Origin of the sequence: Paraburkholderia sp. MM5384-R2 (genome assembly GCF_014201025.1) — a bacterium.
GTDB classification, from domain to species: domain Bacteria; phylum Pseudomonadota; class Gammaproteobacteria; order Burkholderiales; family Burkholderiaceae; genus Paraburkholderia; species Paraburkholderia tuberum.
This window is the reverse complement of the sequence record NZ_JACHDI010000040.1, coordinates 32,296-50,859: the sequence shown is the minus strand read 5'-3', so window position 1 is coordinate 50,859 and position 18,564 is coordinate 32,296. Positions and strand designations below refer to the sequence as shown.

At 63.3% G+C, this 18,564-nt stretch carries 16 protein-coding genes and 1 pseudogene; 8 read left to right on the top strand and 9 right to left on the bottom strand.

The features are described from left to right. Positions 1-105 precede the first annotated feature (105 nt). From HDG37_RS35590 to HDG37_RS35560, 7 genes and pseudogenes are all read left to right on the top strand, one after another. Positions 106-911 (top strand): annotated as a pseudogene (locus tag HDG37_RS35590) (IS5 family transposase). 246 nt (positions 912-1,157) lie between these two features. Further along, positions 1,158-1,334: a hypothetical protein gene (locus HDG37_RS38915; RefSeq protein WP_221312256.1), complete on the top strand. Its 177-nt coding sequence runs from the start codon at positions 1,158-1,160 to the stop codon at positions 1,332-1,334. Further along, positions 1,310-1,849 carry a class I SAM-dependent methyltransferase gene (locus HDG37_RS35585; RefSeq protein ID WP_221312255.1) on the top strand — a complete coding sequence of 180 codons (540 nt, stop codon included), beginning with the start codon at positions 1,310-1,312 and terminating at the stop codon, positions 1,847-1,849. The genes HDG37_RS38915 and HDG37_RS35585 overlap by 25 nt, the downstream gene beginning before the upstream one ends. 13 nt (positions 1,850-1,862) lie before the next feature. Continuing rightward, positions 1,863-2,270, top strand: coding sequence for a GtrA family protein (locus tag HDG37_RS35580; RefSeq protein ID WP_184055848.1), 408 nt, complete (start codon positions 1,863-1,865; stop codon positions 2,268-2,270). A 168-nt stretch (positions 2,271-2,438) separates the two neighbouring features. Beyond that, positions 2,439-3,425 (top strand): M14 family metallopeptidase, encoded by a 987-nt coding sequence (locus tag HDG37_RS35575; protein ID WP_184055846.1) that lies wholly within the window; start codon positions 2,439-2,441, stop codon positions 3,423-3,425. Between the two features lie 384 nt (positions 3,426-3,809). Continuing rightward, positions 3,810-5,168: an MFS transporter gene (locus HDG37_RS35570; RefSeq protein ID WP_184055844.1), complete on the top strand. Its 1,359-nt coding sequence runs from the start codon at positions 3,810-3,812 to the stop codon at positions 5,166-5,168. A 386-nt stretch (positions 5,169-5,554) separates the two neighbouring features. Then, a complete protein-coding gene (locus HDG37_RS35560) occupies positions 5,555-5,887 on the top strand; it encodes a hypothetical protein (protein ID WP_184055842.1) in 333 nt (110 codons plus the stop codon). Positions 5,888-5,911: 24 nt separating this feature from the next. Here HDG37_RS35560 and HDG37_RS35555 read toward each other — a convergent pair whose 3' ends face one another. The 6 genes from HDG37_RS35555 to HDG37_RS35530 form a co-directional block, all read right to left on the bottom strand. After that, positions 5,912-7,102, bottom strand: coding sequence for an arabinogalactan endo-1,4-beta-galactosidase (locus tag HDG37_RS35555; protein ID WP_184055840.1), 1,191 nt, complete (start codon positions 7,100-7,102; stop codon positions 5,912-5,914). 163 nt (positions 7,103-7,265) lie between these two features. Then, positions 7,266-9,230 (bottom strand): beta-galactosidase, encoded by a 1,965-nt coding sequence (locus HDG37_RS35550; RefSeq protein ID WP_184055838.1) that lies wholly within the window; start codon positions 9,228-9,230, stop codon positions 7,266-7,268. A 60-nt stretch (positions 9,231-9,290) separates the two neighbouring features. Next, positions 9,291-10,142 (bottom strand): carbohydrate ABC transporter permease, encoded by an 852-nt coding sequence (locus HDG37_RS35545; RefSeq protein ID WP_184055836.1) that lies wholly within the window; start codon positions 10,140-10,142, stop codon positions 9,291-9,293. A 27-nt stretch (positions 10,143-10,169) separates the two neighbouring features. After that, positions 10,170-11,075: a carbohydrate ABC transporter permease gene (locus HDG37_RS35540; protein WP_090809213.1), complete on the bottom strand. Its 906-nt coding sequence runs from the start codon at positions 11,073-11,075 to the stop codon at positions 10,170-10,172. A 78-nt stretch (positions 11,076-11,153) separates the two neighbouring features. Then, positions 11,154-12,353: an ABC transporter substrate-binding protein gene (locus HDG37_RS35535; protein ID WP_260335222.1), complete on the bottom strand. Its 1,200-nt coding sequence runs from the start codon at positions 12,351-12,353 to the stop codon at positions 11,154-11,156. Between the two features lie 171 nt (positions 12,354-12,524). Next, the gene (locus HDG37_RS35530; RefSeq protein ID WP_184055832.1) at positions 12,525-13,664 is read right to left on the bottom strand and encodes an ABC transporter ATP-binding protein; all 1,140 of its coding nucleotides are present in this window, start codon (positions 13,662-13,664) and stop codon (positions 12,525-12,527) included. A 204-nt stretch (positions 13,665-13,868) separates the two neighbouring features. Between HDG37_RS35530 and HDG37_RS35525 the strand changes: the two genes are divergently transcribed. Next, complete coding sequence (locus HDG37_RS35525) at positions 13,869-14,885, top strand: LacI family DNA-binding transcriptional regulator (protein WP_090809209.1); 1,017 nt, start codon at positions 13,869-13,871, stop codon at positions 14,883-14,885. Between the two features lie 4 nt (positions 14,886-14,889). Here the strand turns inward: HDG37_RS35525 and HDG37_RS35520 are convergent, their stop codons facing one another. Genes HDG37_RS35520 through HDG37_RS35510 form a run of 3 tightly spaced genes read right to left on the bottom strand, consistent with a single transcriptional unit; the run spans position 14,890 to position 18,462 of the window. Further along, entirely contained in the window at positions 14,890-15,891 is a 1,002-nt protein-coding gene (locus tag HDG37_RS35520; protein ID WP_184055830.1) for a 4-hydroxythreonine-4-phosphate dehydrogenase PdxA, read from the bottom strand. A gap of 23 nt (positions 15,892-15,914) precedes the next feature. Then, the gene (locus HDG37_RS35515; RefSeq protein ID WP_184055828.1) at positions 15,915-17,090 is read right to left on the bottom strand and encodes an L-rhamnonate dehydratase; all 1,176 of its coding nucleotides are present in this window, start codon (positions 17,088-17,090) and stop codon (positions 15,915-15,917) included. 31 nt (positions 17,091-17,121) lie between these two features. Continuing rightward, positions 17,122-18,462: an MFS transporter gene (locus tag HDG37_RS35510; RefSeq protein WP_184055826.1), complete on the bottom strand. Its 1,341-nt coding sequence runs from the start codon at positions 18,460-18,462 to the stop codon at positions 17,122-17,124. Positions 18,463-18,564 lie beyond the last annotated feature (102 nt).

The window sequence follows — 18,564 nt, the reverse complement described above, 5'->3', positions numbered from 1 at the left end:
TTGATCCACCGTCGAGATTTACTGCTACGTCGCCCTCAGGAAATTCAAACATCGAAAACACAGAACCGATCATATTGACACGAGAAGTCATATCATCCTGGCGGGATGAGAAAACGCAGGCCATACCCAACGGATGTATCGGATGCAGGGTGGTATTTCGCCGCATCGTACCTGACCTTGATGAACAAAGATGCACCGTAGCGCCGCCACGAACTGCGCGAGATGTTCAACGCGCTGCGCTGGATCGTACGCGCGGGTGCACCGTGGCGTTTGTTGCCCAATGACTTTCCACGGTGGGAACTGGTCTATCAGCAGACGCAATGTTGGATTCAGGCAGGCTGTTTCGAGGCCATTGTGAATGACCTGCGTTCGATCATCCGGATCGCACAGGACCGCCGTGACCAACCCAGCGCGGTCATTTTCGACGGGCGGACGCGGTAGTCGACCTGCGAGAGTGGGCCTCGCGCTGGTTACGACGGCTACAAACGCAAGCGCGGCAGCAAAGTCCACATGGCGGTTGATACCTTGGGGCAGTTGCTTGCCGTGCATGTTACGCCGGGCAACGAAAAGGAGCGCGCGCAGGTCGGAGAATTGGCACGTCAGGTTCAGCAGGCGACGGGCCAGACGGTCAAGCTGGCGTTCGCCGATCAGGGATATACCGGCGAAGAGCCTGCGCAGGCGGCACTGGACGAAGCATCGAGCTTCAGGTAATCAAGCTGCCTGAGGCGAAAAAGGGCTTCGTGCTGTTGCCGCGCCGCTGGGTGGTCGAGCGCAGCTTCGGCTGGCTCGACCGCTTCCACCGACTGGCCAGAGACTACGAGCGATTGCCTGAAACCCTGGCCGGTTTGCACTTCGTCGTATTGGCCGTGCTTATGCCTGTCCACTTTGCGGCCCTTAACAAAAATGTCTAACACCCTCTAAACCATCGGGATAAATGTCGAATTAGAGCCGCAACGGAATTACCAGATCGGAATACGAACAACCACTTTTTACTGATATACCGTCAACATGAGGACGGTCGATATGCAAGGGAATGCGATTGTTCTCGCGGTCCCGTATGATTGGGTCGTGGCGACAATAGGCAATAGATGAACCGTCACGTTCGATCGTTTTCCAGTGGCCTTTGGAACCGATGTTTTACGGTGAGGATGAATAGCATGGGCAAAGCCGAGTTCGACAGCTTTGCTGACGAGTATCTTTCGCTGCACGCCCGTAACATTGCGGCGTCCGGAGAAGCGCCGGAGTTTTTCGCCGAGTACAAGATTCGCGACATCGCCGGAGATGACGCGACGCGATGCGCTGCCCGCGCATGCTCGATCTCGGATCGGGCGTAGGCACGTCGATTCCCTGGGTGAAGCGCTATTTGCCAAACGCACAGCTCACCTGCGCGGATGTATCGGAGCGTTCACTGGAAGTCGCGCAAAGCCGCTTTCCCGATTCCTCGCGCTTCGTCCACTTCGACGGCCACACGCTGCCTTTCGAGCAGGGCGAATTCAATCTCGCCTATGCGATGTGCGTGTTCCATCATATCGATCACGCCGAGCACGTTCATTTGTTGGGCGAACTGAAACGCGTCGTGGGTCCGCGGGGTACGGTCGTCATCTTCGAGCATAATCCGCTGAACCCGCTGACCGTCAGGGCGGTCAACACCTGCGAGTTCGATGTGAACGCCAAACTGATCACCGCGCGCAACATGAAGCGGGCGTGCCTCGATGCAGGCTTCTCCGACGTTGTCGTGCGCTTCCGGATTTTCTTTCCTCACATGCTGGCCAAACTGCGTCCACTCGAAAAATATCTGAGCCATGTTCCGCTCGGCGCCCAATACGCCGTATACGCGAGCGCCGCATGAAGGCGGCCATTCGATGAACAGTCTACGCACGACAGCATCGCGTACCGAACCTCTTCGCCAGTTCATCAAGTATCTTCTGGTTGGCGGCCTCAATACGGTGATCTCGGCCGCCATCATCTTTATCGTGCAAGCGGCGGGCGCGATTCCTGTAGTTGCCAACATAGTCGGCTACGCGATAGGCGTGGGACTGAGCTTCGCGCTCAACAGCAGGTTCACGTTCAGGACGGAGGCCACGCGGCACACCGCCATCCGCTTTCTGATCGTCGTGCTGATCTCGTACCTGGCCAATCTCGCGACGATGGTTTCGGTGTTGCATCTCACGCACGCGCCCTATCTCGCGCAACTGTGCGGCATTCCCGTCTACGTGATCGTGGGCTTTCTCGGCAACCGATATTGGGCGATGCGCGGGCGCGCACGCTGAAGATGCGCCTCGTATCCACACGTCATTGATATCCGTTCACGATTTTGTCGACGTGGCGGGATACGGTAAGCACATGTCTGAAGAACATTTACTATCTTTTGCGGAAGGCGCCAGGAATAACAACGTCTTACGAAAAGATTACCAATGCCATTCACCGAGGACGCCGCCATGAGCCGGGAAGCCTATCCGATCGAAGTCGAATTCCCCGATATCGCGCCGCACGAGCAATCGTCGTCGGGCGTTGCGTACGTCCACACGTTCGATTCGGGCGTGCCCGGCCCGCACGTGATGATCAACGCGCTCACGCACGGCAACGAAGTGTGCGGCGCGATCGTCGTCGACGAACTGCTGCGTCGCGCGTTGCGGCCGCGACGCGGACAGCTCACGCTGTCGTTCGCGAACGTCGCCGCGTACCGGCGCTTCGATCCGGCGAATCCGGACGCCGCGCGCTTCGTCGATCAGGACTTCAATCGCGTGTGGACGGCGGCGGTGCTCGACGACACGTCGCGCAGGTCGAGCGAACTGCAGCGCGCGCGTGCGATGCGCCCGGTGATCGATACGGTCGACGCGCTGCTCGACCTGCATTCGATGCACGAGCGGTGCAAGCCGCTGATCGTCGCGGGACCGCTGCAAAAAGGCATCGACCTCGCGGTGCGGCTCGGTACGCCCGCCACGGTGATCTGCGACGAAGGGCATCCCGAAGGCCGCCGCATGCGCGACTACGAAGGCTTCGGCGATGCCGCGAGCCCGAAGAACGCTCTGCTGATCGAATGCGGCCAGCACTGGGAGCGCCGTGCGGTGGCGGTCGCGCGCGATACGACCGCGCGCTTCCTGCGCCTGGCCGGCGTGATCGACGAAGCGGATCTGCCGCCTGGATGGCTCGCGCCATTGCCGCCCGAGCAGTACATCGTGCGCGTGACACAGCCGGTCGTCGCGACCAGCATGGACTTCAGCTTCGCCGCGGCGTACACCGGCCTCGAGGTTTTCGCCGAGGCGGGCGCCGTGATCGGCTGGTCGAACGGCGAAGAGGTGCGCACCCCCTACGACAACTGCATGCTCGTGATGCCGTCGCTGCGGCAGTTACGCCCCGGTGTGACGGTGGTCCGGCTAGGGCGAATCGAGCGGACGGTGGCCAGTCCCGGGGTGACGGCCTGACGGGCAGATGTCTCGACGCCGTTCGCGGGTTGCTTTGGCGCGTTGAGCCTGGCGCGCCTCGTCCTTTCTGCGGCCCTATTGCAGCGCGCTGCCTCCCACGCATCGGCGGGCACGTCCGCCACTGCGAAGCTCGGGTATTCCCCCGTTGACCGCATCGATTTCATTCCTTACAGTGGCGCGCGTTCGCATAGAGAATCACAGTTCTTTATTCGAACAAATTCCCTCGCCCGGTGCGATTCCGTCAAACCGATCCGTCCGGGATGATTCATTGCCGATGAACGGCCAGTTGGCCCGCCGCAGGCATCGTACGCCGTTGCCAGACGGCGTACAGTCTTAGAGAAGAATAGCTCGTCGTGTCGGGCCTTTCGCTGCCAGGAGACCATCATGAACCGCAGCCCCGCTGTGAACGTTCAAACCTTCATCAACGAGCATCCGTTTTCGCCGTTCCAGTGGCTGATCTTTTTCATGTGCTTCGTCATCGTCCTGCTGGACGGTTTTGACACTGCTGCGATCGGCTTCATCGCGCCTTCACTGATCACCGAATGGGGTATCAGCAAGCCCGCGCTCGCGCCGGTGCTGAGCGCCGCGCTGTTCGGCCTCGCGTGCGGCGCGCTCGGCTCGGGTCCGTTGTCCGACCGCCTCGGGCGTCGCTCGATGCTGGTCGGCTCGGTGCTGCTGTTCGGCGTCGCCTGCCTCGCGTCGGCGTTTTCGACCGGCATCGACCAACTGACCGTGCTGCGCTTCGTCACCGGCGTCGGCCTCGGCGCCGCGATGCCGAACGCGGTCACGATGATGGGCGAGTACTGCCCGGACAAGCGCCGCGCCACCGTGATCAACCTGATGTTCTGCGGCTTCCCGCTCGGCGCCGCGTTCGGCGGCTTTCTCGCCGCGTGGATGATTCCGCATCTGGGCTGGCGCAGCGTGCTGATCCTCGGCGGCGTCACGCCGCTGCTGCTGTTGCTGCTGTTGCTCGCAAAGATGCCGGAGTCGGTCCGCTACATGGTCGCGAATAACAAGCCGGCCGAGCGGATTCGCGCCGCTCTCGCGCGCATTTCCGGCGACGCGGTGCAGGCCGCCGGTTTCACGATGACCGAAACCGCGCCGCAAACCGGCGGCAAGGGGCTCGGCGTCGTGCTGTCGCGCTCGTACATCGTCGGTTCGGTGATGCTATGGGTCGCGTACTTCATGGGCCTCGTGATCTTCTACGCATCGATCAACTGGATGCCGATCCTGCTGAAGGACGCCGGCCTCACGCCGCAACGCGCGACGCTGATCTCCGCGCTGTTCCCGCTCGGCGGCGTCGGCGCGGTACTGGCCGGCGTGCTGATGGACCGCTTCAACGCGAACCGCGTCATTGCGGTGTGCTATGCACTGACCGCCGTCAGCGTGTACTTCATCGGTCAGGCGGCCGGCAACGTCGGCGCGCTCGTGCTGATCGTGTTCATCGCCGGCGTGCTGATGAACACCGCGCAATCGTCGATGCCGGCGCTCGCCGCCGCGTTCTACCCGACCGTGGGCCGCGGCACCGGCGTCGCGTGGATGCTTGGCGTCGGCCGCTTCGGCGGCATTGCGGGTTCGTTCCTCGTAGCCGAACTGGCGCGCCGCCACTTCTCGTTCGGCGGCATCTTCGCGACGATCGCGGTGGCGGGTCTGCTATCGTGCGTCGCGCTGCTGATCAAGCAGGCGGCACGGCCGCAGGCGGCGGAAGCGGGTGCGTCGAAGACGGAGTCGTTCGGCCATTGAGCCTGCAATGAAATGTGCGCGCCAGCGGGACCGGTGACGGTTCGATCGAGTGGTGACCCAGAAGCCGCCCTGCGAATCGCAGGGCGGCTTTTTGTTTCGCTGAACGCCTGGAATCTGTCGCTTACCTGAACGCGAGCAGTTGCTCGACACACAGCAGCACGGCAATCAGAACCATCGCCGCGCGTGAAACCTGGCTAAAGGATCGGCCGCTGCCGCTGTGATGCATCGACGTCACGCCCGTTCGCCTGCGGCATTGTGATCCACGGCGGCGAAAAGCGCCCCGGCCTACTTCCCGATACACTACGCAACAATTTTTCCGCGCGCGGCCAGGCGCGGCGATCACCGCCGCTGCCGCGCCGCCGCCGTCTCATGTCAGGACTCCGGTAATGAAACGCGTAGTCATATCCGCGCTCGTCGCGCTGTGCATCGCGCAGCCGGCCGCTCAGGCCGTCGCGCAGACCGTCAGCGATCAATGTTTCGCGCTCGGCGATATCGCCGGCCAGGTCGCGTCGTGGCGCGCACACAAAAAGACCAAAGCTCAGGCGCTCGAGCAGGCCGCCCACTACTACAAAGACCCGTCCGACCGCGCGGCCGTCGACGCGATCATCGAAAAGATCTACAGCCCCGACGCGCCACACATGACGCCCGATCAGGCGAGCATGGCGATCACGTCGGAGTGCGTGAACCAGCACAAGGGGCAGGCATCGCCGGCACAGTGATGCCGGCGTGTCACCCGCGATGCGCTAGCGCCGCCGGAACGCATCCAGCGACGACAGTGCGTTGCCGTGGAAATCGAACAGCGTGTTGTTGTCCCACTGGTCGCCGGCGCCGACTTTCCACCCGACGTTCGGCGTCGGAATCCACTCGGGCTCCCACCAGAACACGCCCTTGCCGTGTCCGTCGGGGATCCCCTTCACGATATCGGTCACCGCGCCGAGAAACTGCGCCTGGCCGGCGGGCGTCTGCGGGTACGGCGAGGTGCCGACGTTGGTCATCGAGTCCGGTTCCGGATCGCCGTCGCTGGTCGTCCACGGATACGCGGTCTCGACGACGATCACGTCTTTGTCGTAGCGCGTCGCAAGATCGTTCACATTGCCCTGCAGGTCGCTGAACGAGCCCTGCCATTGCGGGTAATACGACAGGCCGATCACGTCGAACGTGACGCCACGCTGCGTCATGTTGTCGAACCACCAGCGGCTCGTCGCGTTGTTGCCGCCGCTGTCGATATGCAGCATCACCTTGATGCGCCCGTCGACGGATTTGACCGCGTCGTGCCCGGCCTTCAGCAGCGCCGCGAGGTTATCGAGCTGATCGTACTTGCCGAGCGGCCACAGCATGCCACCGGTGATCTCATTGCCGATCTGCACCCACTCGGGATGCACGCCGTCGCGCTCGAGCATCCGCAACACGTTCGACGTATACGCGGACAGCAGCGCGCAGGTCTCGGTGATGTCCTTGCCGGCCCAGTCGTGCGGCGGGTACTGCTTGCCCGGGTCGGCCCACCAGTCGCTGTAGTGGAAGTCGATCAGAATACGCAGGCCGAGCGCGGCGGCGCGGCGCGCGAGAATGCGCACGTGCCCGGCATTGTTCCAGCCGGCCGCGGGGCTCTGATTGGCCGGAAAGAAGTCAGGATTGCCGGGATCGTTCCACACCTTGATACGGATCGAATCGACGCCGTGACGCTTCAGAATATCCAGGCAGTCGTGCGCCTCGCCATGCTCGTAGTACTTAGCGCCGTTCGCTTCGAGTTCGAGCAACGTCGAGACGTCCGCGCCCATCGCGAAGCGGTTTGCAAGCGCGGCGGCGTCCTGCGCCGTGGCGTTGCCGGGCGCCCCACCCTGCTCCGCCGCAACAGCGGGCGCGCCGAGCGTCGCGCCGACACCCGCCGCCGCAGCGGCGCCCGCCAGCCATCCCAGCATTTCTCTTCGGTTCATCCGTCATCCTCCATCGATTAAATGGCGGCTCTTTGCGGGCCGCCTGGTCCTGGTTTGATGCGTCCGTGTTGCAACCTACGAGTTTTGAACTGCGAGTTTTCAGGCTGCTCCTACCGCTTCCTCCCTGGTTGACTTCCTGCCGTGACGTGACAACCACACCACGTCACGCGTCTTTCCACGCGCAGACGTCGCCGGTATTCAGGCGCGGCTCGCCGAGCACGAACGTCGCATTGCGCGGTGCTGGCGCCTGCACCGGTTGCGCGCCGAAATTGAATGCGAAGGTCAAGCCGCCGCGGCGGCGCAGCCTCAGTCCATCGGCGAGTACCTGCGTATCGAGGCCCGCATCGCGCGCCGCCTGCCGCAACAGCGTGCGATGCAGTTCATGCGACAGCCAGCCGGCCACATAGCGCACGTTGCCGTGCGTCAGCAGCGCGGGCCAGGCATCGTCGAAGCGCGCGGCAATGCGTGTCTCGCCCTTGGCGCGCACATGCTCGCGCCAGTGCAGCGCGTAACCCTCGGTGCCGTCGATCGACAGCGCGGGCGCGAGCGTCGAGCGCAGCGTTTCGACTTCGAGCACCTGGATCGGCAGCGCGCGCTGCAACGCGCCGGGCGGCAGATTGCCGGGAATCGCGAACGCGTCGGTTTTCGAGCCGCTGCGTGGGCCGAACAGCCATTGCGCGTTCGAACGCGCGATCTGCTCGACGAGCGCGGCGTCGATCACCGCGAGACTCGGCACCACGACTAGCTGGTAGCGCGAAAGATCTGCCCGGCTCGACACGATATCGACATCGAGCCCGAGTTCGCGCAGCGACTCGTAGTAGTCGAACGCGAGCGTCTGGTAGTCGAAGCCCTTGCCGTGACGCTGGATTTCGAACATCCACTGCGTCTCGTAGTCGAATACCAGCGCGGTGGTTGCGCGCGCGGGCGCGGCGAGCGTCGACAGCGCCGTACTGCCCGCGATCTCACGCGCGGCCCGTTGCACCTCGAGACCGCCCGGCGACAGTTCGTCGTTCGGCAGATTGAGCCCGGAATGCATCTGCTCCTGCGCATACGGGCACTGACGCCAACGGAAATACGACACCAGCTCCGCGCCATGCGCGAACGCCTCGTACGCCCATAGCCGCACCATGCCCGGCGCCGGAATCGGATTGCACGACGCCCAGTTCACCGGACCGGCCTGCTGCTCCATCACCCAGAAGCGCCCGCCGCCAATGCCCCGGTAGCGGTCGTGATCGAACGCGGACACGTCGGGATGTCCGGTACGCGCGAAGCGCGCCTTCTGCTCCTCCGGCAACGCGATCGACTCAGTGCGCGCAATCGGATAGCTGTCCCATGCGGCGACGTCGATCGCGTTGTCGGCGGCGAAGCGATAGTGATCGAAGGTCGTGAAAAAGCCCATGAAGTTGTGCAGCAGATCCGCGTTCGGCGCATGCTCGCGCAACACCTCGATCTGCTCGCGATGGAAGCTCGCCACCTCGTCGGACATGAAGCGGCGAAAGTCGAGCAGATGGATCGGATTGGCGTCGGTGGGTGTCAGCGTCGGCAGCCCGATCGCGTCGAACGACGGGTACTCCATGCTCCAGAACACGTTGCCCCACGCGTCGTTCAACGCGCCGATCGTTGCGTAGCGCCGCTGCAGCCACGCGTGAAAGCGCTGCAACGCGGCGTCCGAATAGCTCGGCACCGTGTCGTGGCAGCCGAGTTCGTTATCGGTCTGCCATGCGACGATCGACGGATGCCGGCCATAGCGCTTCGCCATCGCGGTGACGATGCGCACGCATTCGCGCCGGTACGTGTCGCTCGAAATATCGTAGTGACGCCGCGAGCCGAAATTCCAGCGCGCGCCGTCCGCGCGCACCGGCAACACGTCCGGATGCGCGTCGACGAGCCACTTCGGCGGCGAAGCGCTCGGCGTGCCGAGCACGAGTTTCAGGCCCGCCTTCGCGAGCGTTTCGACCGCTTCGTCGAGCCATTGCCAGTCAAATTCGCCGGCGCGCGGCTCCATACGGCTCCACGCGAATTCGGCGATCCGCACATGCGTGATGCCGAGTTCGACCATACGTTGCGCGTCGTCGGCCCACATCGCGCGCGGCCATTGTTCCGGGTAGTAGCAGACACCAAGTTGCATGTGAAAGTCTCGTGGTGAGTTGACGTCGAGCCGTCGTTTCAATCGTGTTTCAGGCGCCGTTTATCCCTTGCTCGCCCCGAAGGTCAGTCCGGCGACGAAGTGCCTTTGCATGCCGAAGAACATCAGCACCGAAGGCAACGCGGCCAGCACCGAGCCCGCCGCGACGAGGTTCCACGCGGTCGTCCACTGCCCTTTCAGCGCGGCGACGCCCACCGTGATCGGCGCGGCGTCGTCGCCTTGCGTGAGGCACAGCGCCCAGAAGTAGTCGTTCCACACGAACGTGAACACGAGGATCGCGAGCGCGGCGAGCGCGGGGCGGATCAGCGGCAGCACGATGCGCAGATAGATCGTCCACTCGCCCGCGCCTTCGACGCGCGCGGCCTCGATCATCTCGAACGGCAGTTGCTTGATGAAGTTGCGCAGAAACAAGGTGCAGAAGCCGGTCTGAAACGACACATGAAAGATCACCAGCGCCCACACGGTGTTGAACAGGCCGAACTTCAGCGCCATGTCGCGCACTGGAATCATGAGGATCTGGATCGGCACGAAATTGCCGGCGACGAACGCGAACAGCACGGCCGTGTTGCCCGGAAAGCGATACGTCGCCAACGCGAAGCCCGCCATCGACGCGAGCACGATCGCGCCGATCACCGACGGCACCGTGATCAGCACGCTATTGGCGAAGTAATGCAGCATCGGCGTTTGCGTGAGCGCGGTGCCGTAGTTCTCCAGCAACGCGAAGTGTTTTGGCCACGTCCAGTAGTCGCCTTGCGACAATTCATCCGTCGAGCGGATCGAGGTCAGCAGCACGGCGAGCATCGGCAGCAGCCAGATAAACAGCGCCAGCGGCAGCGAGGCCTTGTAAAGCATGCGATTCAGCGGTTTCCAGCGTTCGACGGGAAGCGGATACATGACCGGGTACTCCTGAGGTTCAGAGAATCAGCGTTCCTCGCGCAACATGCGGCGCAGATGGAACACGATATAGACGAGCATGATCGCGAACAGCACGACCGCAATCGCGGCGGAATAGCCTTCGCGGTAGTACTTGATCGCCTGGTCGTACATGAAATAGGCGAGCACGGTGGAACTGTCGAACGGACCGCCGCCACTCATCACCGCGATCAGATCGAAGCTGCGCAGTGCGCCGATCACGGTCAGCACCACCGCCATGAAGGTGGCGGGCCGCAATTGCGGCAGGATCACGTGCCACAGCAGTCGCAGCCCCTGCGCGCCTTCCATGCGCGCAGCCTCGACCACCTCGGGATTGATGCCGGTGAGCCCGGTCAGATACAGGATCATGCAGAACGGCGCCTGCGGCCACAGCGCGGCGAAGATGATGCCGAACGTGACCGTGTGCGGATCGCCGAGCACCGGGATGCCACGGCCGACGATCAGCCGCAGCAGCCCGAACGTCGGATCGTAGAACCAGCTGAATACGAGACCGACCACGACGCCCGACAGCACGAACGGCGCGAAAAACAGCGACTTCACGACGCGCATGCCGCGCACCTGCTGGTTCAGATACAGCGCGAACAGCAGACCGAGAGGCGGCGCGAGCAGAAACAGCGCGAGCCAGATCAGGTTGTTCTTCAGCGCCGTATAGAACGTATCGGACTGAAACAGCTCGACGTAATTGGCGAGACCGGCGAAGGTCTTCGGCGTCATGCCGTCCCAGTGGTAGAAGCTCAGCGAAATGCTGCTGATGATCGGATAGATCACGCACAGCGCGAACAACGCGCAGCCCGGCAGCAGAAAGAAAAACGCGGCGCGATGCTGATGACGGCGCGTCGTCGAGACGCGACGGTGCCGCGCCGCGGGCAGGCGGCGCGCTGCGGTATGTGACATGGAACGGCCTCGTCGGAAATCGAAGGCGGAATGGGGACCCGCAAGCCGGCCGCGCTCAGGCGGCCGGCGCGGCGGGACTTACTTCTGGTAGATGCGCTTGCGCGTCGCTTCGAGATGAGCGAGCACGCTGTCGAGTTGCGACGGATCGCTGTAGAACTGCTGCATGGCCTTCATGCCTTCGTCGGCCATTTCCTTCTGCATATCGCGATCGTAGAACTGCGCGATGCCGCCCTTCGTGTTCGCGAGCGTCTGGAAGCCGACCTTCGATATCGCGTCCTCAGGCGGCGCCGCCTGGCTGTTCGACGGCAACTGTCCCCAGCCCTTCGCGAGTTCGGCGTTGATCTTCGGCGTCTCCATGAACGCGAGCAGCTTGCGCGCGTCGGCCTTGTTCTTCGCCTTCGCCGGAATCAGCAGCACGTTGACGGGGCCGTCCTCGGCCATCGGCACGTTCGCGTCGAGCACCGGAAAGCGGAAGAAGCCGATCTGGTCCTTGATCGACGGCGGGAAGCTCGCCGAGAAGAACGTGCCCATCAGCATCATCGCGGCTTTGCCATTGTTGAGGATCGGGCCGATCGAATCGACGTCGTACGACAGCGCATTGTCGATAAAGTCGTGATTGTCGAGCAGCGTCTTCCACGTCGTGTAGACCTTCTTCACGCGCGGATCGGTGTACGGAATTTCGCCGGCCATCAGCTTCTGATGGAACTCGTTGCCGTTGATGCGCAGATCGAGATAGTCGAACCAGGCGGCCAGCGTCCAGCTGTCGCGTGCGGCCACCGCGATCGGCGCGACGCCGATCGCCTTCAGCTTCCTGTTGGCTTCGAGCAGTTCGTCCCACGTTTTCGGCTCGCTCCTGATGCCGGCCTTCTCGAACAGATCCTTGCGATAGAAGAAGCCGTATGCGTCATAGCCGAGCGGTGCCGCATACTGCTTGCCCTTGTACGTCGACGCGTCCTTGACCGACGCATACTGCTGCGACCAGCCGTTTTTCGCCCAGTCCGAGCTCAGATCTTCGAGCAGACCACGTTGCGCGTAATAGGCCATCCGCTCGCCGTCGTGCCACGAGACGACGTCGGGTGGATCGGTGGCGAGCCAGCCGCCCATCTGCACCTTGTAGGCTTCCTCGGTCACGTAGGTGATTTTCAGGTCGATGTCGGGATTGGCTTTCTTGAACTGGTCGAACGCATCCTGCCAGGTCGAGCGCTGATTACCGCGCGCCGATACGTTGACGTTCAGCGTGGCCGCGTCGACCGCGGCGCTGCCGAGCGCGCCAGCCATCACGGCGGCGGCGATCGACACCTGTGCGAAACGGCGAAGGCGAAGAGCAATCATCTATGTCTCCTTGTCTACCTTGTTGACCGGCTACGCAGCGTGGCCGGCGATGTAACCCGCTCTATGGCGGAATTCAGTCTGACGAACCGTTCAAGCAGGTCCGCCGTCGACGATCGTTCAGGCGGCCGCGCGTTCCGGCTCGAACGTGCTACGCCGCAGCGCGAGTCCCTGCTCGTCGAACAGATGACAGGCAGCGGGCGGAACATGAACGCGGATGCGCTCGCCCGCGCCGAGCGGCGTATCGCCGGGCGCCTTCGCGATCAGCGTGCCTCCCGCGTAGTCCGCGTGGATATAGCTGTGCTCGCCGAGCCGTTCCGATAGCACGGTCGCGCACTGAATGAACTGTTCGTCGCCATCGAGCCGCAGATGCTCGGGGCGCACGCCGAGCGTGACGCGCTGGCCGCGTTGCAGCCGCTTACCGTCGACGTGCGCGACCAGCTTTTCCGCGCCGGCCACGAGCGCCACCGTCACACGCCCCGGTTCGATCGACTCGACGGTCGCATCGACGAAGTTCATACGCGGCGAGCCGATAAAGCCCGCGACGAAGCGCGACTTCGGGTGGTGATACAGCTCGAGTGGCGCACCGCTCTGCGCGATGCTGCCGAAGCGCTCGGCATCCGCGCCCGCATGCAGCAGCACGATGCGATCGGCAAGCGTCATCGCTTCGACCTGATCGTGCGTGACGTACACGACGCTCGCATTCGCGAAGCGCTGATGCAGACGCGCGATCTCGACGCGCGTCTGGCCGCGCAGCGCGGCATCGAGATTCGATAGCGGCTCGTCGAACAGAAACACGCCCGGCTCGCGCACGATCGCGCGGCCGATCGCGACGCGCTGCCGCTGGCCGCCCGACAGCGCTTTCGGATGTCGTTCGAGCAAGCTTTCCAGTTGCAGAATCCGCGCGGCTTCGCGCACCTTGCGCTCGATCACGTCCTTCGGCTGCTTCGCGAGCTTCAATCCGAACGCCATGTTGTCGAACACGGTCATGTGCGGAAACAGCGCGTAGCTTTGGAACACCATCGCGACGCCGCGCTCGGCGGCCGGCACGTCGTTGACGAGGCGGCCGCCGATATGCAGCTCGCCTTCGCTGAGGTCTTCGAGACCGGCGATCATCCGCAATAAGGTCGACTTGCCGCAGCCCGACGGGCCGAGAAACACGCAGAATTCATGCTGCGCGATCTCGAGATTCACGCGCCGGATCACCGGCGGATGGTCGCCGTAGGCCTTTTGCACATCGCTCAAACGAATCGTTGCCATGCTGTCTCCGCCTTGATTTAACCGCTTAAATTTTCGCCAAAACAAAACGCCCTAGCCTTGTGCCGACGGCATTTAATCGCTTAAATTCGAGTTCGACGGGTAAAGTCATGGTGGGTGTCTCCGTTACGTTTTTGAGAAAGTTAGCAATGTCGCACGCCGTTTGCAACATTTGAATTGACCTCCCTAAATATGGGATAAGCCGACATGGTCACGTTGTCCGAAGTCGCGAAACGCGCGCAGGTTACCGCCGCCACGGTCTCCAACGTGCTGCGCAATCGCGAGAAAGTCCGCCCTGAAACGGCTGAGCGCGTGCTGCAGGCGATCGCCGAGCTCGGCTACCGGCCGAACCTGAATGCGCGCGCGCTCGCCGAAGGCCGTTCGTCGACGCTCGCGCTCATGCTGTCGAACATCTCGAACCCGTTTTACCCGGAGTTCGTGCTCGCCGCCGAGCGCGCGGCGCGCAAGACCGGCCACTTCCTGATGGTCTGCAATACCGACGACGATGCCGAAATCGGCCGCGCGTATCTGAATCAGATCGCCGGCACGCTCGCCGACGGCGTGCTCGTGATGAACACGGACATCACGATCAACGACCTGTGCGCGTCGGCGACGCATAGCGCGCCGATTCTGCTCGCCATGTGGGAGCACCCCGAGTCGCCGCCCGAGCTACCGTGCATCGCAGTCGACTTCGCGCGTGCCGGCGAGCTGGCCGCGGGGCATCTGCTCGGACTCGGCCATCGCGAGATCGGCTTGCTGATCGGCGACGGTTGCGGCGGTCTGCAGGACGCGCGCTCGAACGGCTTTCGCGCCGCGATGCGCATGGCCGGCATCGAAGCCGATGCGGCCGCCGTGCTGCAGATTCGCGACTCGATCGACGCCGGCTTCGCCGCCTGCATGGAACTGATGGCGAACCGCCCGCAACTGAGCGCGATCTTCGCGACCAACGACCTGCTCGCGATCGGCGCGATCCAGGCGTTGATCACGCTCGGCCGCTCGGTGCCCGACGACGTGTCGGTGATCGGCATCACCGACATTCAGCTCGCGCATCAGGTGCATCCGGCGCTGACCACGGTCGCGATTCAAACCGCGGCCGTCGCGGAGTTGTCGATCAAGAGCCTGATCCGTTTGATCCAGACGCCGGAGCGGCAGCCGTCGATGGTGCTCGGGCCACCGCCCGAGCTCGTGGTGCGCGCCTCGACCGGGCCGCGCAGGAAACGCTGACGCGTTAGTTCACGCGCTCGGTCGCCATCCGCGTGACGATGTCGAACGCCTTCTGCGTCGCGCCGACGTCGGCCTTGCCCTGGCCGTGGATGTCGAACGCGGTGCCGTGCGCGGGCGTCGCGATCGGAATCGGCAAGCCGCCGTGCACGGTTACGCCGCGCCAGAAACCCATCAGCTTCATCGCGATCTGGCCTTGATCGTGGTACATCGTGACGACGCCGTCGAAGGCGTTCTGGTCGCGCGCGCGCACGAAGATCGTGTCGGCGGGAAACGGTCCCTGCGCGTCGTAGCCGAGCTCTCGCGCGGCCTCGACGGCCGGCGCGATCACGTCGATCTCCTCGCGGCCGAACGCGCCGTTGTCGCCGTTGTGCGGATTGAAACCGCATACCGCGATACGCGGCTGCGGATGGCCGGCTCGCTTCAGGCCTTCGTGAATCAGCCGCACCGCGCCGACGATGCGCTCCTCCGACAACTTCGCGCTGACGTCCTTCAACGCCATATGCGAGGTCACGCGCGAAGTCCATAGCTCGTCGAGCACGTTGAACTCGCAGAAGCTGCCCGTGTAGCCGAGCTGCTTCGCGAACCACTCCATCTCGTCGCCGGTTTGCATGCCGGCCAGATGCAGCGAGGTCTTGTTGACCGGCGCGAACAGCATGCCTTGGGTGACGTTGCTTTGCGTCAGCGCGAGCGCGTGCCTGAATGCGGCGAGACTATAGCGGCCGCCGCGTTCGGTCGCCACCGCACGCTCGAAAGCTTGATCGCCGGGCAGACGGAAATCGATCAGCGACGGCACGCCGTCGCGTTGAAACGCGGCATGCGCATCTTCGACCACGTCGTAATCGAAGCGCTGCTGCGCGATCTTCATGCCGGTTTCGAGCTCGCGCCGGTCGCCGATGATCAGCAGCTCCGCGCGCGCCCGGTTCACCCGCTGCGCGAACAGACGCGCGATCAGCTCGGGACCGATACCGGCGGGGTCGCCAAGGAGGACTGCGATGCGTGGCTTCATGTGCTTTCCTCGGATCGGTCCATTCATTCGACGATGTTGAAGTCGGCAAGATACTTGTCGCTCAACTTGATGCCAAGACCCGGCACGTCGTCCGACAGTTGCAGATAGCCATGTTCCGGCTGCGGCTCGCCTTCGAAGATGTAGTAGAACAATTCGTTGCCAACTTCGACATCGAACACCGGGAAGAACTCCGACATCGGGCTCGCGGTGCTCGACATCGTCAGATGATAGTTGTGCATCTGTCCCGCATGCGGAATCACCGGCACCGACCACGCTTCGGCCATCGCGTTGATCTTGCGCGCCGCCGTGATCCCGCCCACGCGATTCGTGTCGTACTGGATCACGTCGATCGCGCGGCGTTCGAGCAGATCCTTGAAGCCATAGCTCGTGAACTCATGCTCGCCACCCGACACCGGCATCAGGTTCATCTTCTTCAACTCCTGATAGCCTTCGACGTCGTCGCCGATCACGGGCTCCTCGATCCAGCGTGGATTGAATTCGGCGAGGCGCGGCAGCATTCTGCGCGCGTATTCGAGCGTCCAGCCCATATAGCATTCGAGCATGATGTCGACTTCGTCGCCGACCAGTTCACGCAACAGACGCACCTGTTCGATGTTCTTCGCCATGCCTTTCGGGCCGTCTTTCGGACCGTAGCCGAAGCGCATCTTCATCGCGGTGAAGCCGCTGTCCAGATAGCTTTCCGCTTCGCCGAGGAAAGCGTCGCGATCATCGTTGTTGTAAAGCTTCGATGCATAGCACCAGATCTTTTCTTTGGTGCGTCCGCCGAGCAGCTTGAACACCGGCTTTTTCACGGCCTTGCCCATGATGTCCCACAGCGCGATATCGATCGCGGAGATCGCCGCCATGCCGATTCCTTTGCGGCCCCACGCGAGCGTGCGGCGATACATCTTCTGCCAGATGTATTCGTTGTCGAACGGGTCTTCGCCGATCGCGATCGGCGCGAGGTATTCGTCGATGATCTGCTTCGCGATGCGCGGCGCGAGCGCGCAATTGCCGATGCCCACGGTGCCGTCGTCGCATTCGACTTCGACGACGAGCCAGCCGTGAAAGCGGAACGACCCCATCGCATCGCCACGCTCGTACAGAATATCGACCGCGTTCGTGCAGAAATGCGCTTGCGGCGGCACGACTTTGCCTTTCCACTCGAAAACACGCGTTCGGATGTGCTTGATTTTCATGTTCGACGATTTCCTTCAGAGAATCAGAGAGTCAGTGGCCCGGGCGTTCGCCGAGCGGGCCGCTGCGATGAGAGACGGAATGGGAGGCGGCAGGGGCGAAGCGGAACGTCAGCAGCAGCAATGCGCCGATCAGGCCGACCAGCGCGAGCGAGAACATACCCGCCTGCGAAGAGCCGAACGCGCGCTCGGCCAGCCCCTTCAGATTCGGCGCGACGAAGCCGCCCAGATTGCCGATCGAATTGATCAACGCGATGCCGCCCGCGGCCGCGGCGCCGCCCAGGTAACCGGTGGGCAGCGTCCAGAACAATGGCTGCACGCAGACGAAACCGATGGCGGCGAAACAGAAGGCGGCAATCGCAAGCGTGACCGACGACGTCATCGCCGACGCGGCAATGCCGAACGCCGCGAGCGCGAGCATCGCCGCGGCCCAGGTACGGTGATGACCGTGGCGGTCGGCGTAGCGCGTCACCCAGAACGTGCCGATGATCGCGGCGATCCACGGAATCGCTGTCAGCATTCCGACCTCGACGCCGACATGGCCGCCGCTCGCGAGCCCGGCGATGCGGGTTGGCAGATAGAACACGACGCCATACACGCTCATCTGCACCGCGAAGTAGATCAGGCCGCAGAACAGTACGCGCGAATCGCGCAGCGCCGCTAGCACCGAAGCCGGACCATGCGCGAGCTTCTGGCTGTCTTCCTCGCGCAACGCGTGATCGAGCGCGTCACGCTCTTCGGCATCGAGCCAGTGCGCCTGCACGGGCCGGTCGGTCAGATAGAAGTAAGCGACGACACCCACCACCGACGCCGCCAGCCCCTCGACGACGAACAGCCATTGCCACGGATGCATGCCGAACGGATTGCCCGCATCGAGCAGCAGACCCGAGATCGGGCTGCCGAGCAGAAGCGCCAGCGGGAAGCCGAAATAGAACATGCCCATCGTCTGCGAGCGCGTTTTGGCGGGAAACCAGTTCGACAGGAACAGGATGATGCCGGGAAAGAAACCGGCTTCGGCAATGCCGAGCAGCGTGCGCAGCAGATAGAAGCTCGTGGCGCTGTCGACGAAGGCGGTGCACGCGGACACGATGCCCCACGTGACCATGATGCGGCTCATCCAGATGCGCGCGCCGAAGCGGTACATCAGCAGGTTGCTCGGTACTTCGAACATCGCATAGCCGACGAAGAAAATGCCGGCGCCGAACGCGAACGCCGCGTCGCTCAAGCCCGTGTCGGCCTGCAGCACGTTCTTCGCGAAACCGACGTTCGCTCGGTCGATGAACGCCAGTACGTACATCAGGATCAGAAAAGGCAGCAGCCTCGTGCGCGCTTTGGTAATCGCGCTGTCGAGCGCGGGGCTCGCGGTCATCGTCATGCGTCGTCTCCGGTTTTGTCTTGTCAACGCGAACGGCGTTGCGATTGGCCGTCCTGCGATAACCGCTAGTGTGCGAAACTATCCGATAACTGACCACTGAAT

What these genes read in the sequence shown, in the direction of transcription:
- HDG37_RS38915 (WP_221312256.1), top strand. Translation starts at nt 1,158, where the DNA reads ATGGGCAAAGCCGAGTTCGACAGCTTTGCTGACGAGTATCTTTCGCTG.
- HDG37_RS35585 (WP_221312255.1), top strand. Translation starts at nt 1,310, where the DNA reads ATGCTCGATCTCGGATCGGGCGTAGGCACGTCGATTCCCTGGGTGAAG.
- HDG37_RS35580 (WP_184055848.1), top strand. Translation starts at nt 1,863, where the DNA reads ATGAACAGTCTACGCACGACAGCATCGCGTACCGAACCTCTTCGCCAG.
- HDG37_RS35575 (WP_184055846.1), top strand. Translation starts at nt 2,439, where the DNA reads ATGAGCCGGGAAGCCTATCCGATCGAAGTCGAATTCCCCGATATCGCG.
- HDG37_RS35570 (WP_184055844.1), top strand. Translation starts at nt 3,810, where the DNA reads ATGAACCGCAGCCCCGCTGTGAACGTTCAAACCTTCATCAACGAGCAT.
- HDG37_RS35560 (WP_184055842.1), top strand. Translation starts at nt 5,555, where the DNA reads ATGAAACGCGTAGTCATATCCGCGCTCGTCGCGCTGTGCATCGCGCAG.
- HDG37_RS35555 (WP_184055840.1), bottom strand. Translation starts at nt 7,102, where the DNA reads ATGAACCGAAGAGAAATGCTGGGATGGCTGGCGGGCGCCGCTGCGGCG.
- HDG37_RS35550 (WP_184055838.1), bottom strand. Translation starts at nt 9,230, where the DNA reads ATGCAACTTGGTGTCTGCTACTACCCGGAACAATGGCCGCGCGCGATG.
- HDG37_RS35545 (WP_184055836.1), bottom strand. Translation starts at nt 10,142, where the DNA reads ATGTATCCGCTTCCCGTCGAACGCTGGAAACCGCTGAATCGCATGCTT.
- HDG37_RS35540 (WP_090809213.1), bottom strand. Translation starts at nt 11,075, where the DNA reads ATGTCACATACCGCAGCGCGCCGCCTGCCCGCGGCGCGGCACCGTCGC.
- HDG37_RS35535 (WP_260335222.1), bottom strand. Translation starts at nt 12,353, where the DNA reads ATGGCTGGCGCGCTCGGCAGCGCCGCGGTCGACGCGGCCACGCTGAAC.
- HDG37_RS35530 (WP_184055832.1), bottom strand. Translation starts at nt 13,664, where the DNA reads ATGGCAACGATTCGTTTGAGCGATGTGCAAAAGGCCTACGGCGACCAT.
- HDG37_RS35525 (WP_090809209.1), top strand. Translation starts at nt 13,869, where the DNA reads ATGGTCACGTTGTCCGAAGTCGCGAAACGCGCGCAGGTTACCGCCGCC.
- HDG37_RS35520 (WP_184055830.1), bottom strand. Translation starts at nt 15,891, where the DNA reads ATGAAGCCACGCATCGCAGTCCTCCTTGGCGACCCCGCCGGTATCGGT.
- HDG37_RS35515 (WP_184055828.1), bottom strand. Translation starts at nt 17,090, where the DNA reads ATGAAAATCAAGCACATCCGAACGCGTGTTTTCGAGTGGAAAGGCAAA.
- HDG37_RS35510 (WP_184055826.1), bottom strand. Translation starts at nt 18,462, where the DNA reads ATGACGATGACCGCGAGCCCCGCGCTCGACAGCGCGATTACCAAAGCG.